Below are 12899 nucleotides of genomic sequence, written 5' to 3'. Positions count from 1 at the left end.
CCCTGCTCCCCGCACCCCCACCGGCCCCTCACCCCCCATCAGCCCCGCCCCGGTGGCAGGCCCTGCTGCGCCGTGCGAGTGTGGCGGACAGTAATGGGGACCTTCGCGGTCACGACCCGCACGGCAAAGGGATGAGCGATGGAACGACCTCGGATCCTGATCGTGGGCGGTGGCTTCGCCGGCCTGGAGTGCGCTCGCCGACTCGAACGCAAGCTCTCGCCGGCCGAGGCCGAGATCTCGCTGGTCACTCCGTTCAGCTACCAGCTCTACCTGCCCCTGCTGCCGCACGTCGCGGCGGGCGTGCTGACCCCCCAGTCCGTGGCGGTGTCGCTGCGCCGGTCGCTGCGCCGCACCCACATCGTCCCCGGCGGCGCCATCGGCGTGGACCCGGCCGCCAAGGTGTGCGTGGTCCGCAAGATCACCGACGAGGTGGTGGCGCAGAAGTACGACTACCTGGTGCTCGCCCCCGGCAGCGTCACCCGCACCTTCGACATCCCGGGCCTCACGGACTACGCCCGCGGCATGAAGACGCTCGCCGAGGCCGCCTACGTGCGCGACCACGTGATCGCCCAACTCGACCTCGCCTCGGCCACCCTGGACCAGCGGGAGCGCGAGTCCCGGCTGCAGTTCGTGGTCGTCGGCGGCGGCTACGCCGGCACCGAGACGGCGGCCTGCCTGCAGCGCCTGACCACGGCAGCCGCCCGCCGCTACCCCCGGCTGGACGCCCGGCAGATCAAGTGGCACCTGATCGACATCGCCCCGAAGCTGATGCCGGAGCTGGGCGACGCGCTGGGCACGGCCGCGCTGGAGGTACTGCGCGAGCGCGGCATCGAGGTCTCGCTGGGCGTCTCGGTGGCCGAAGTGGGCGCCGAGTCGGTCAAGTTCACCGACGGCCGGGTGCTCCCCTGCCGCACGCTGATCTGGACGGCCGGGGTCGCCGCGAGCCCGCTGATCGGCACGCTGGACGCGGAGACGGTCCGCGGCCGGCTGGCGGTGACGGCGGAGCTGCGGGTGCCGCAGTTCGAGGGCGTGTTCGCGCTGGGCGACGCGGCCGCGGTGCCGGACCTCGCCAAGGGTGACGGCGCGGTCTGCCCGCCGACCGCCCAGCACTCCGCCCGGCAGGGGCGCGCGGTGGCCTCCAACGTGATCGCCGCGCTCCGCAACCAGCCCCTGGAGCCCTACTACCACAAGGACTTGGGCCTGGTGGTCGACCTCGGCGGCAAGGACGCGGTGTCCAAGCCGGTCGGCGTGGAGCTGCGCGGGGTGCCGGCGCAGCTGGTGGCCCGCGGCTACCACCTGATGGCGATGCGCACCAACGTCGCCAAGTTCCGGGTCGGCGCGAACTGGCTGCTCAACGCGACCGCGGGGGACGACTTCGTCCGCACCGGCTTCCTCGCCCGGCAGCCGGCCCGGCTGCAGGACTTCGAGTACACCGACGCCTATCTGACGAAGGATCAGGTACGGGCGCACGCGCAGGCGTTGCTCGCCAAGGGCTGAGCCCGCACGCCCGGTGCCCCCCGCGCCTGCGAGGGGCACCGGGCGTGGTGTCAGCGCGCGGCCAGGTACATCCCGCTCGCGTCCTGCCCGGCGGTGTTGCGGCAGGAGTAGTCACCGCTGGTGCGGCCCCACAGCAGCGTCAGGCAGCGCCCGAGCGCCTGCTGCCCGTAGTAGTTGGGGTGCATCGACTCCTGCAGGGCGCCCTGGGTGCTGTTGAGGCCGCCGTCCAGGAAGCGGGCCCACTCGCTGGTGGTCGCGGACGGCCCGGAGGCGGAGGTGGGCTGCCGGGTGGCCGTGGAGCAGACCTCGCGGCCCTGCAGCATGTCGGAGAGGTCCAGGAACTGCGCCCCCTTGGCGGAGGCGACGCCGGCCAGCGCGGTGGAGATCTGCGGCACCATCGAGTCGCGCGCCCAGTCGGCGTCGCCGTCCCAGAACGGACAGCCGCCGGTGTTGGAGCGGGTCCACCCGCTCTCCGGGTAGCGCATCTCGGAGCTGCGCGGGATCGGCGACGGGTAGGACTGCAGCACCAGGCGGTAGTCGCCGGGGGCGTAGCCCGCGCCGGTCATCACCGCGCGGATCTCGTCGATGGCCTTGCCGACCCCGGCCATCGCGGTGGGCAGCTTGGAGTCGATCGAGGACTGCGCGGAGTCGTGGCAGTACGAGTACCAGATCAGGTAGTCCTGGACGCAGTTGGAGATGATGTCGGCGAAGCCGAGGTCGTTCCCGCCGATCGACAGGGTGATCAGCTTGACGTTGTTCTGCCGTGCCACGGTGGCGAGTTGGTCGGCCTGGGGGGCCTCGCCCTTGTAGGACTGGCCACCGTTGGCGGCCCGGTAGACGTTGGCGGCGACGGCGCCGGAGCAGGCCAGGTTGATCTCGTTCTGGGCCCCGGTCGAGGCGCTGAGGACCTCGGCGACGTCGGAGCGGTCGCAGCCACTGGAGGCCGTCGCGCCGTAGACCCGGGAGGCGTCGGCGGAGCTGCCGTTCCAGGCGCGGTCGGTGCCGTTGCGGCTGCCGCTGGTGCCGGCGGCGTTGCCCTTCCAGCGGCCGGCCTCGCCGGAGATGTAACTGTCGCCGAGGGTGACGCTGGCGGTGGGGCCGCTCGGGACGGCCGAGGTGGCGGCCCGGGCCGGCGCGGCCGCGGCGAGGCCCCCGGCCATCAGGCCGCCGGCGGCGAGCGGGAGGGCGAGGGCTGCGGTGAGCAGCCGTCGGGTGAGTCGAGGGGTGCTGCGGGTGATGCTCGAACCGTTTTCGGGCACGGCGGAACTCCTGCGGCTCGGTCCTCCCGCGTGGTGGGGACGGGAGGACGCCTAGGTGAGGGTGGGCCGCCGGCCGGTGGCGCGATGAAGATGACATGCCCGCGTTAGTTACCGCTAGGTATCTGCAGCAGGTTTCCCGCTTTGTTACCGCCGGGTTCAGACCAGTGGGGCCGGGGGTTGGACGCCGCGCAACCTCACCGGACGGCGCGCGGGCGCCCTGCGGGCCGCTGACCTGCACGGCACCCGAACACCACCCGCCCCAAGGGCGACCCGCCCGTGACCGGCCGCCGCCCGGGTCACACCAGGCGCGAGCCGACCCCGCCCGTGCCCAGCACGCCGGCGAGGTCCTCGGCCAGCCGCCGGGCGTCCGCCGGGTCCAGCCGGGACGTGGTGATCCGCAGCCCGGGCGGCGACTGGAGCCGGTACCGGGCGCCCGGCGCGGCGACCCAGCCGCGCTGCACCAGCGCGGCGAGCGCCGACGTCTCGTCCGGCACGGGCAGCCAGACGTTGAGCCCGCTCCGGCCGTGCGCGGCGATGCCGCGGGCGGCGAGTTCGTCGAGCAGCGCGTCCCGGCGGGTCCGGTAGACGCCGGCCACCCGGGCGACCGGTGCCGCGTCGGTGCGCCACAGCTCGGCGACGGTGCGCTGCAGCAGCAGGCTGACCCAGCCGGCGCCGAGCCGCAGCCTCCCGGTCAGCCGTCCGACGGTGTCCTCGTCGCCGACGGCCACCGAGAGCCGCAGGTCCGGTCCGTAGGCCTTGGCCGCCGAGCGCACCACCGCCCACTGCCGGGTGCCGGCGCCCACCAGCGGGTGGTAGGGCTGGTCGACCATGCCGTGCCCGTGGTCGTCCTCGATCAGCAGCACGTCGGGGTGGCCGGCCAGGACGTCGCGCAGCTCGTCGGCCCGGCGGGCGGTGAGCGCGGCGCCGGTGGGGTTCTGCGCCCGGCTGGTGACCACCACGGCACGGGCGCCCTCGGCCAGTGCGGCGGCGAGCGGGCCGGGCAGCGGGCCCTCGTCGTCCAGGCGGACGGGCACCGGCCGCAGGCCGATCGCGGGCAGCAGGTCGAGCAGGCTGCCCCAGCCCGGGTCCTCGACGGCGACGGCGTCGCCGGGGCGCAGCCGGGTGACGAGGATGCGTTCCAGGGTGTCGAGCGAGCCGGAGGCGAGGGCGATCGGGCCGCCGGGCAGGCCGTCGGCCTCGAAGGAGGCGCGGGCGAGCGCCAGCAGTCCGGGGTCCACGGCGGGGTGCCCGTAGAGGACGGGCTCGGCCCGGGCGGCCTCGGCGGCGGCGGCGAGCGCGGGGCCGAGGTCGGGGAGCAGCGCCGGGTCGGGGTTGCCGTGGGAGAGGTCGCGGGCGTGCGGCGGGACGGGGATCCGGATCTGGTCGCGCGGAGTGAGGGCGGGCCTGGGCAGGATGCGGCTGCCCTTGCGGCCGGCCGTCTCGATCACTCCGCGGTCGCGGAGCAGCCGGTAGGCGGCGGCGACGGTGTTGGGGTTGACGCCGAGTTCGGCGGCGAGGTCGCGCAGCGGGGGCAGCGCGGTTCCGGGGGCGAGGCGTCCACTGCTGACGCCCTGCTCGATGTGGGTGGCGATCTCGCTGGCGCGTCGCCCTTTCAGCGGATAGTCTCCTAGCACAAAGCAAATTATGCACTAGTACAACGAGGTTGTCATGTCGCTCCCCGCAGACGGCTCCGCCCCCTCCAGCTACTCCCGCACGCCCCGCACCACCCCCACCCGGTACAAGGACCGCGCCACCTGGGAGCAGGACGCGATCCACGCCGTCCTCGACAGCGCGTACATCTGCCACCTCGGCTTCGTCGCCGACGGCGCCCCGGTCGTCCTGCCGACCATCTACGCCCGGGTCGGCAGCCGGCTCTACGTGCACGGCTCCACCGGCAGCCGTCCGCTGCGCGGCGCCTCCGGCGACCGGGGCCTGCCGGTCTGCGTCACCGTGACGGTGGTCGACGCGCTGGTGCTGACCAAGTCCGCGTTCAACCACTCGGTCAACTTCCGCTCGGTGGTCGCCCACGGCACCGCCCACCAGGTCACCGACCCCGAGGAGCTGGACGTCGCCCTCGCCGCCCTGGTCGACCACGCCGTCCCGGGCCGCTCCGCCGAGGTCCGCCCGGCCAACGCCAAGGAGCTCGCCGCCACCGCCGTGATCCGGCTGGAGCTCGACGAGGTATCGGCCAAGACCCGCGCCGACGGCGCCGACGACGACCCGGAGGACCTGGACCTGCCCTACTGGGCCGGCCTGATACCGGTCTCCACCGTGCACGGGACGCCCGAGCCGGACGCCTCCACCACCGTCCCGCTCCCGGCGCACCTGCGCTCCTACCCGCGCTGACCGGAGGTCCGCCCATGCTGATCCGCTCCTGGGACCGCGGCGACGAGGCGGAGTGGCGCGCCTGGCTGGCCGAGGGCCGCGACTTCGGCCTGCTCGCCGCCAACGGCGCCCCCGGCGCCGGCCCGGTGCTCGTCCCGACGCACTTCCTGCTGGACGCCGACCGCGGCGAGATCCTGCTCCACCTCGCCGCGCCCAACCCGCTGCTGGCCGCCGTCCGGGCCGACCCGAAGGTGACCCTCGCCGTCACCGACGACTACGCCTTCGCACCGGGCCACTGGCGCGGCGAGCCGGGCACGCCCACCAGCTACTACGCCTCCGTCCACTTCCACTGCACCGCCGAAGTGGTCGAGTCCGCGGCGGGCAAGGCCGAGATCCTCAACCGCCAGCTGGCGCACTTCCAGCCGGAGACCCCGGACACCCGGGTGGTGCCCGGCGAGGGCGAGTTCTCCCGACTGCTGCCCGGCCTGCGCGGCCTCCGCCTGACGGTGGACGAGGTCCGCGCCAAGTTCAAGTACGACGACAAGAAGCCGCCCGTCGCGCAGGAGGAGATCGCCGACCGGCTCGCCGAACGCGGGGGTTCAGGCGGCCCGCGGCGCGACCACGACGCCGGCGCCCGCACCCAGCTGCTCCGCCGCCACCGGCGGCGCACCCGCTGACGGCACGGCGCACCGGCAGGGCCGTACACCCGCACCGGCCGGACCGCACGGCACGCCCACCGCACCGCACCGCGAACCGCGAACCGGCCGACGGGCCGACGTCCTGACACCCGTTCAGGCGACACGCCGTCACCCGTTCGGCCCCCAATCCGCGCACCGCGGCGCCGCCGCTGCTCGAATGTGAGACGAGTCCTGCCCACCCGGCCCTCGGAGCGGGCCGTCCACCCGGGGAGCGCACTTGTCCACAGTCAACACCCATCGGTCCGGCGAGGCGCACCTCGGCCACGTGGTCTTCATCTCGGCGGCCGCGGCGATGGGCGGCTTCCTGTTCGGCTACGACAGCGCGGTGATCAACGGCGCGGTGACGGGCATCCAGAAGCACTTCGGGGTGGGCAACGGCGAGACGGCCTTCGTGGTCGCCATCGCGCTGCTCGGGTCGGCGGCCGGCGCGGTGGCCGCCGGCCGCCTCGCCGACCACCTCGGCCGGGTCCGCACCATGCTGCTGGCCGCCACCCTCTTCGCGATCAGCGGGATCGGCTCGATGTTCCCGCCGAGCATCCAGGTGCTGGCCACCTGGCGCGTGGTCGGCGGCGTCGCGATCGGCATCGCCTCGGTGATCGCGCCGACGTACATCGCCGAGGTCGCGCCGACCGCCTACCGCGGCCGGCTCGCCTCCTTCCAGCAGATGGCGATCGTGCTCGGGATCACCGTCTCCCAGCTCGCCAACTGGGCGCTCAACCAGGCGGCTGGCGGCGAGTCCACCGGCCACCTGGGCGGCATCCAGGCCTGGCAGTGGATGCTCGGCGTGGAGACCATCCCCGCCCTGGTGTACGGCCTGATGGCGCTCGCCATCCCGGAGTCCCCGCGCTACCTGATCGCCGACCACCGCGAGGAGCAGGCCCGCAAGGTCCTGCTCGAGGTGGAGGGCGAGGGCGTGGACCTGGACGCCAGGGTCGCGGAGATCCGCGCGGTGCTGGAGTCCGCGCACAAGCCCCGGGTCAAGGACCTGCTGGGCGGCCGGTTCGGCCTGCTGCCGATCGTCTGGGTGGGCATCGGCGCCTCGGTGTTCCAGCAGTTCGTCGGCATCAACGTGATCTTCTACTACTCGTCCTTCCTGTGGCAGTCGGTCGGCATCAACGAGTCCAACTCCCTGCTGATCAGCCTCTCCACCTCGATCGTCAACGTGATCGGCACGGTCGTCGCGATGGTGCTGGTCGACCGGATCGGCCGCAAGCCGCTCGCCCTGGCCGGCTCGGTCGGCATGGCGCTGTCGCTGGCCACCGCCGCCTGGGCGTTCTCCTACCGGCACGGCACCGGCGACACCGCCACCCTCGACGACACCCACGCCACCGTCGCCCTGGTCGCGGCGCACGTCTTCGTGTTCTGCTTCGCCTTCTCCTGGGGCGTGGTGGTCTGGGTGCTGCTCGGCGAGATGTTCCCCAACCGGATCCGCGCGCTCGCGCTGTCCGTCGCCGCCTCGGCCCAGTGGATCGCCAACTGGGCGATCACCGTCAGCTTCCCGGACCTCGCCGACTGGAACCTGTCCGCCACGTACGTCATCTACGCGGTCTTCGCGCTGCTCTCCATCCCGTTCGTGGCCTACTGCATCAAGGAGACCAAGGGCCGCGCCCTGGAGGAGATGGGCTGAGCCCGCCCCGCCGCCACCCCGGGCGCGCACCCCGAGGCGCACCCGGGCCGCTCCCCCGTCGAGTCCCCGCCGCACCCGGCCCGACCCACCGAGAGGACGCCATGCCCGACCAGCGCGGCTCCCGGCAGAACACCACCTTCCCGAGCGCCGGCCGCACCGCGCACGGGTACCTGGCCCGCCCGCCGCAGGGCGTGGGGCCGGGTCTGGTGGTGGTGCAGGAGTGGTGGGGGCTCACCTCGCACATCGCGACGATGGCCGACCGCTTCGCCGCCGAGGGCTTCACCGTCCTCGCGCCCGACCTGTTCGGCGGCGAGACCACCCACGACCGCGCCGAGGCGGCCCGGCTCAAGCGCGACCTCCCGGTCGAACGGGCCGCCGAGGACCTCTCCGGGGCGGTCGACCACCTGCTCTCCCTGGACGGCGTGGTCGGCGACGCGGTCGGCGTGGTCGGCTTCTGCATGGGCGGCGGCCTCGCCCTGCTGCTGGCCGCCCGGGCCGGCGACCGGGTCGCCGCCGTGGTGCCCTTCTACGGCCTGCCGCCCGATCCGGACTTCGACTACCGCGGCCTGACCGCGCACGTCCTCGGGCACTTCGGTGAACTCGACGGCTCGATCCCGGAGACCGCCGTCGACGAGGCCGCGATCCGGATCGGCGAGGCCACCGACGTCCGCCCCGAGTTCCACTTCTACCCGGCCGGGCACGCCTTCATGAACGACGAGGACCTGCTCGGCACCCACGACCCCCTGCAGGCCCGGACGGCCTGGCGCCGCACCCTCAGCTTCCTCTGGGGCCACCTGGGTTAGGGCGCGTCCTGTGGATCCCGTCGGGCGCACGACGCCGGATCGTCCGGCCGGCCCGCAGGGGCACCGCCGACGCACCGGAGTCCGCGGGCGAGCCCGCCTTCGCGCCGTGAGCGCCCCGTGCGCCCCGCGTGCGCCCGCCCGTACGCAACCAGCGGTGCCCCCGGCTCGTCCGACCGGTCAAGCAACGCCATCGCCTTTGGGGGGCCACCGGTGCCGAAGCCACTGCTGTTCCTGGACGTCGACGGGGTGCTGAACCCGGTCTGCCCGCACCCGGACGCCGGATTCGACACCCACACCCTGCTCGGATACTCGGTGCTCCTCTCGGAGCGGCACGGCGCCTGGCTGCGCGAGCTGGCCGGCAGCTACGAGCTCGTCTGGGCGACGACCTGGGAGGAGCACGCCAACACCCACGTCGCCCCGGCCATCGGCCTGCCCGAGCTCCCGCTGGTCCGCTTCACCGGCGACGTCCCGCAACCGGGTGACCCGCGCGTCCCGCTGATGGAGCTGCTCTCGGCCCGCAAGTGGGCCCCGCTGCTGCGCTACGCGGCGGGCCGCCCGTTCGCCTGGGTGGACGACGTCATCCCGCCGCGGCTGGTCCGCCGCGCGCTCTGGCGCCGGGACCGCCTGCTGCTGCCGATCGACCCGGGCCAGGGGCTGGAGCGCCGGCACGTCGACCGGCTGCTCGCCCGCCCGCCGCGCCCGCTGACGGCCCGCCGCCCGCTCAGGGGGTCGGCAGCCAGCTGACGTGCCCGGCCAGCAGCGCGTACCCGACGAAGGCCACCGTGTCGATCAGCGCGTGCGCCGCCACCAGCGGCATCACCCGCCCCCACCGCCGGTACAGCAGGCAGAACACCGCCCCCATCACCATGTTGCCGACCAGCCCGCCGACCCCCTGGTACAGGTGGTACGACCCGCGCAGCACCGAGCTGGCCGCCACCGCCGCCGGCCAGGACCATCCCCGCTGACCCAGCCGGCGCAGCAGGTAGCCGAGGACGACGACCTCCTCGAGGACGGCGTTCTGCCAGGCGGAGAGCAGCAGCACCGGCACCCGCCACCACACGTCCGGCAGCCCGGAGGGCGCCACGGTCAGGTTGTACCCGGCCGCCTGCGCGCCCAGGTACAGCGCCAGTCCGGAGCCGCCGATCACCGCCGCCACGGCGGCGCCCCGGCCGAGGTCGCGCAGCTTCTGCCCGAGGTCGAAGCCCAGGATCCGCAGCGAGACGCCCTCGCGCACCAGCAGGTAGCCGACCAGCACCACCGGCATCAGGCCGCGCCCGATGTAGTACAGCTGCCACACCAGGTCCAGCCAGGGCCGCCCGGGCGCGCGCGAGCCGTTGAGCGTGGCGACCTGCTGGCCGAGCGTGAGGGGTTCGGTGAGCGAGCCGGCGAAGCTGATCAGCGCACTGACGCCGCTGGCCCCGAGCGAGAGGCCGAGGACGATCAGCAGTTCCGCACCGAGCAGCCGGCGCGTGGGCCGATCGGTCTCCGGCGCGGTCGGGACGGTGGTCACGGGGGCTCCAGCGGGGCGGGCGGCGCTCCGGCCGTCGGCCGACCGCCGGAGCGATCATCCTGACACAGCCGGACGGTCAGCCGACCGGCCAGGTGTGCACCGGCTCGCCGCCCCGCATGTGCTCGACGTAGCGCCTGGTCATCGCGGCCAGCGCGGCCGACCGGTCCATCCCGTACTGCTCGCGCAGCCGGTGGAAGGTGGCGCTCTGCCAGGAGGCGCCGTTGGTGCGGCGCAGGCAGCGCTGCTCGATGATCCCCAGGTAGCGGTCCCGGTCGGCGGGTTCCACGCCCCACTCGTCCAGCCCCTGGTGGGCCATCGGGAGCAGCTCGTTGAGCACCAGGTCGACGGCGGACACCGTGGTCAGCCCGCCGCTGCGGCCTGCCCGGCCCGGGCGCGGCCAGTGGAACACCGCGTCGATGCCGTACCGGGCGCCCTGCCGGAAGTTCTCCTCCGCCCGTTCGAACGGCAGCCGGGTCCAGACCGGCCGGGACTGCTCGGCGAGCACCCGCACCAGCCCGTAGTAGAAGGCGGCGTTGGCGAGGGTGTCGGCCACCGTCGGGCCGGCGGGCAGCGCCCGGTTCTCCACCCGCAGGTGCGCCACCCCGCCGGCGACGTCGTACACCGGCCGGTTCCAGCGGTAGATCGTGCCGTTGTGCAGCCGCATCTCGGCGAGCCGGGGCGCGCCGCCGGAGGCGAGCACCTTCAGCGGGTCCTCGTCGTCGCAGATCGGCAGCAGCGCCGGGAAGTACCGCAGGTTCTCCTCGAACAGGTCGTACGCGGAGTCCACCCAGCGCTCGCCGAACCAGGTGATCGGGCGCACGCCCTGGGCCTTGAGCTCCGCCGTACGGGTGTCACAGGCCTGCTGGAAGAGCACCGGACGGGTCTCCCGCCACAGCTCCCGCCCGAACAGGAACGGCGAGTTGGCGCCGAGCGCGAGCTGCGGCCCGCAGATCGCCTGGGCCGCGTTCCACACCGAGGAGAAGCGCTCCGGGGTCACCTGCAGGTGCAGTTGCAGCGAGGTCGCCGCCGCCTCGGCCACCATGGTGATGGTCTCCAGCTGGAGGTGCTCGACCCCCTCGATGTCCAGGGCGATGTCCTCGCCGCGGGCGGCCAGGATCTGGTCGCTGAGCAGGCTGTAGCGCGGGTTGTGGGAGATCGCGTCCAGCCCGGTGTGGCCGTGTTCCAGCGTCGGCAGGATGCCCACCATGACGATCCGGGCGCCGGCCTCCGCGGCCCGCCGGTCGGCGTAGCGCAGCCCGGTGTCGATCTCCTCGCGCAGCTCCTCGAAGACGTGCCCGCAGAGCCGGTGCGGGACGATGTTGACCTCGACGTTGAACTGCCCGAGCTCGGTCTGGAAGTCGCTGGAGCCGATCGCGCTCAGCACCTCGGCGTTGCGCAGGGCCGGCAGGCCCTCCTCGTCGGCCAGGTTGAGCTCGATCTCCAGGCCCATCACGGCCCGCGGCCGGTCGAAGCGGTCCTCCCGCAGCATCCGCCCCAGCGCGTCGAGACAGGCCTGGAGCTTGCGCCGGTACAGCTGCCGGTCCGCCAGATCGGCCCGAGTCGCCACGACCTTCTCGCCCACGGTCCCCTCCTCCTGAGCCACCGGCCGACCCGACCGTGCAAGCATCATGCCCACCTCGAAGATCGATACCCGAATGCTTGTACTGGCTTGCAATGCAAGGAAACTGACGCGTATTCAGCGAATCTGCCGACTTGCCCGGCGCCACCGCCTGTGATAAACAGGTCACCCTGCGCACCTGTTCGATAGAATTCGCACTGCGCTGCGGCCGGTCCGCTCCCCGCCCCGAGGCCCTCGTCGACGGCGGCGACCGCGCCGGCACCGCGATCATGCACAACCGGACACGGCCGGGTCCCGTCACCGATGACACGCCGCGCCACGCCGGTATGCCGCACTCGCACGCCGATCTCGCACGGAGAGGCGGACCCCGCCATGACTCTGCAGACCCCACAACCCCCGCCGAGCGCGCTGCGCGCCGTCCTGGCCGCGCTCGACTCGGACACGGCGCTGCGCCAACCGGCCGCCGCGGCGCTGCGCCGTCCGATCGGCCCGCTGCTGCCCGCGCACGCACTCGCCGTCCACGTCCTGGACGGGCCGCGCCCCGAGCTCCCCGCCGCCCGCCGCACGGGCTGGCGCTTCCTGATCAAGGACGGCGCCGAGGTGGCCGCCGCCGCGGAGGTGGTCCAGAGCGTCGAGGGCCACACCTTCTCCCACTTCACCGCCGGCCCCTACCTCGACTCGACGGTCCGGGCGCTGCGCCAGGCCTGGCAGATCGCGCAGGGCTCCCGGGCCCGGCAGCAGCCGCGCCTGCTGACCTTCCCCGGCCAGTACGCGACGGCGCTGTGGCTGCACTGCCCGGACGCCGGCCCGGACGCCGACCAGCTGATCCCGCTGGCCCCGGCCCCGCTCGGCGTCACCGCGCACCGCGCCTACCCGGCGGCCGAGCTGCTGCCACTGCTCGCCCGGGCGCCGCTCGCCAAGCCGCTGCTGCTCTCCTCCTGAAGGACCGCCGCCACCGCCACCGACGGGCCACCGGGTCAGCGCATCCGGTGGCCCGTCGGCGCGCGCGCCGCCCACACCCTCCCGGACCACCCGGACGAGTCATCCGGCATGGTCGCCTCGGGCCATGCCCGGACTGACCCGTCGGTGCGCGGATTCCCGCCGGACCCACCTGAACGGGTGATCTATGCCGGGGAGTTGTGGCGCATGTCACGAAATCGCTGCGCGCGCGTCCGCAGATGCCGACACTGGGAACCAGCGTGGAAGGACCACCTGTCCTACCCACTTGAGCGCCGGTCCACACCTGGTCGGTGCGCGGACAGGATCCGGCTACCGCGGCGGCTCCCGACGGCTCCACCGCCGGCGACCGCATCACGGGGGAGGATCGCAGAGCGAAGCGAGGGTACGCGTATGTGCCAGCACCGTCCTGAGTGCCCGTCGGCGGAGTCCGAGGACCGCGAGGCCGCCGTCACGGTGGCCTGCCACCCGGAGCAGGGCTGGAGCCTGCTCTGCAACGGCGTCCTGATGTTCGAGGACACCGGAGAGCTGCTGCCCGACGGCCGGGTGATCGCCCCGCGCCGCGCCGTCGCCCACGCGGCCTGACCGCGCCGGCGGGGGCAGCCGCCGCGGACGACGACGGGCAGGGCCCCGGCGGATCGCTC

The 12899-nt window shown here is 74.0% G+C and carries 12 protein-coding genes; 8 read left to right on the top strand and 4 right to left on the bottom strand.

Annotated elements, in window-relative coordinates:
* Positions 1–138 precede the first annotated feature (138 nt).
* Positions 139–1497 (top strand): NAD(P)/FAD-dependent oxidoreductase, encoded by a 1359-nt coding sequence (locus ACFYUY_RS25135; RefSeq protein ID WP_387903851.1) that lies wholly within the window; start codon positions 139–141, stop codon positions 1495–1497.
* A 50-nt stretch (positions 1498–1547) separates the two neighbouring features.
* On the opposite strand, the gene ACFYUY_RS25130 is transcribed toward ACFYUY_RS25135, so the two are convergent.
* The gene (locus ACFYUY_RS25130; protein WP_360220982.1) at positions 1548–2756 is read right to left on the bottom strand and encodes a GDSL-type esterase/lipase family protein; all 1209 of its coding nucleotides are present in this window, start codon (positions 2754–2756) and stop codon (positions 1548–1550) included.
* A 296-nt stretch (positions 2757–3052) separates the two neighbouring features.
* A complete protein-coding gene (locus ACFYUY_RS25125; protein ID WP_387903848.1) occupies positions 3053–4390 on the bottom strand; it encodes an aminotransferase class I/II-fold pyridoxal phosphate-dependent enzyme in 1338 nt (445 codons plus the stop codon).
* A 34-nt stretch (positions 4391–4424) separates the two neighbouring features.
* Between ACFYUY_RS25125 and ACFYUY_RS25120 the strand changes: the two genes are divergently transcribed.
* From ACFYUY_RS25120 to ACFYUY_RS25100, 5 genes are all read left to right on the top strand, one after another.
* The gene (locus tag ACFYUY_RS25120) at positions 4425–5102 is read left to right on the top strand and encodes a pyridoxamine 5'-phosphate oxidase family protein (protein WP_387903845.1); all 678 of its coding nucleotides are present in this window, start codon (positions 4425–4427) and stop codon (positions 5100–5102) included.
* A 14-nt stretch (positions 5103–5116) separates the two neighbouring features.
* Complete coding sequence (locus tag ACFYUY_RS25115) at positions 5117–5758, top strand: FMN-binding negative transcriptional regulator (RefSeq protein WP_360220973.1); 642 nt, start codon at positions 5117–5119, stop codon at positions 5756–5758.
* A 238-nt stretch (positions 5759–5996) separates the two neighbouring features.
* Positions 5997–7406 (top strand): sugar porter family MFS transporter, encoded by a 1410-nt coding sequence (locus tag ACFYUY_RS25110; RefSeq protein ID WP_360220970.1) that lies wholly within the window; start codon positions 5997–5999, stop codon positions 7404–7406.
* Positions 7407–7507: 101 nt separating this feature from the next.
* Positions 7508–8209, top strand: a complete 702-nt coding sequence (locus tag ACFYUY_RS25105) for a dienelactone hydrolase family protein (protein WP_387903842.1) — start codon at positions 7508–7510, stop codon at positions 8207–8209.
* Positions 8210–8419: 210 nt separating this feature from the next.
* Entirely contained in the window at positions 8420–8953 is a 534-nt protein-coding gene (locus tag ACFYUY_RS25100; RefSeq protein ID WP_387903839.1) for an HAD domain-containing protein, read from the top strand.
* Here ACFYUY_RS25100 and ACFYUY_RS25095 read toward each other — a convergent pair.
* Together ACFYUY_RS25095 and ACFYUY_RS25090 are read right to left on the bottom strand one after the other, a co-directional pair.
* The gene (locus tag ACFYUY_RS25095) at positions 8931–9719 is read right to left on the bottom strand and encodes a CPBP family intramembrane glutamic endopeptidase (RefSeq protein WP_360220961.1); all 789 of its coding nucleotides are present in this window, start codon (positions 9717–9719) and stop codon (positions 8931–8933) included. The two genes, ACFYUY_RS25100 and ACFYUY_RS25095, sit on opposite strands and share 23 nt — an antisense overlap.
* A gap of 76 nt (positions 9720–9795) precedes the next feature.
* A complete protein-coding gene (locus ACFYUY_RS25090) occupies positions 9796–11301 on the bottom strand; it encodes a glutamate--cysteine ligase (protein ID WP_360220959.1) in 1506 nt (501 codons plus the stop codon).
* A 369-nt stretch (positions 11302–11670) separates the two neighbouring features.
* Here ACFYUY_RS25090 and ACFYUY_RS25085 point away from each other — a divergent pair, with 369 nt between their 5' ends.
* On the top strand, positions 11671–12240 hold the full coding sequence (locus ACFYUY_RS25085; protein WP_387903837.1) for a hypothetical protein: 570 nt from the start codon (positions 11671–11673) through the stop codon (positions 12238–12240).
* A gap of 408 nt (positions 12241–12648) precedes the next feature.
* On the top strand, positions 12649–12840 hold the full coding sequence (locus tag ACFYUY_RS25080) for a DUF5999 family protein (protein ID WP_360220953.1): 192 nt from the start codon (positions 12649–12651) through the stop codon (positions 12838–12840).
* Positions 12841–12899 lie beyond the last annotated feature (59 nt).

It is taken from the genome of Kitasatospora sp. NPDC004745, assembly GCF_042873275.1.
GTDB lineage: Bacteria > Actinomycetota > Actinomycetes > Streptomycetales > Streptomycetaceae > Kitasatospora.
This window is presented reverse-complemented; position numbering and strand designations above follow the sequence as displayed.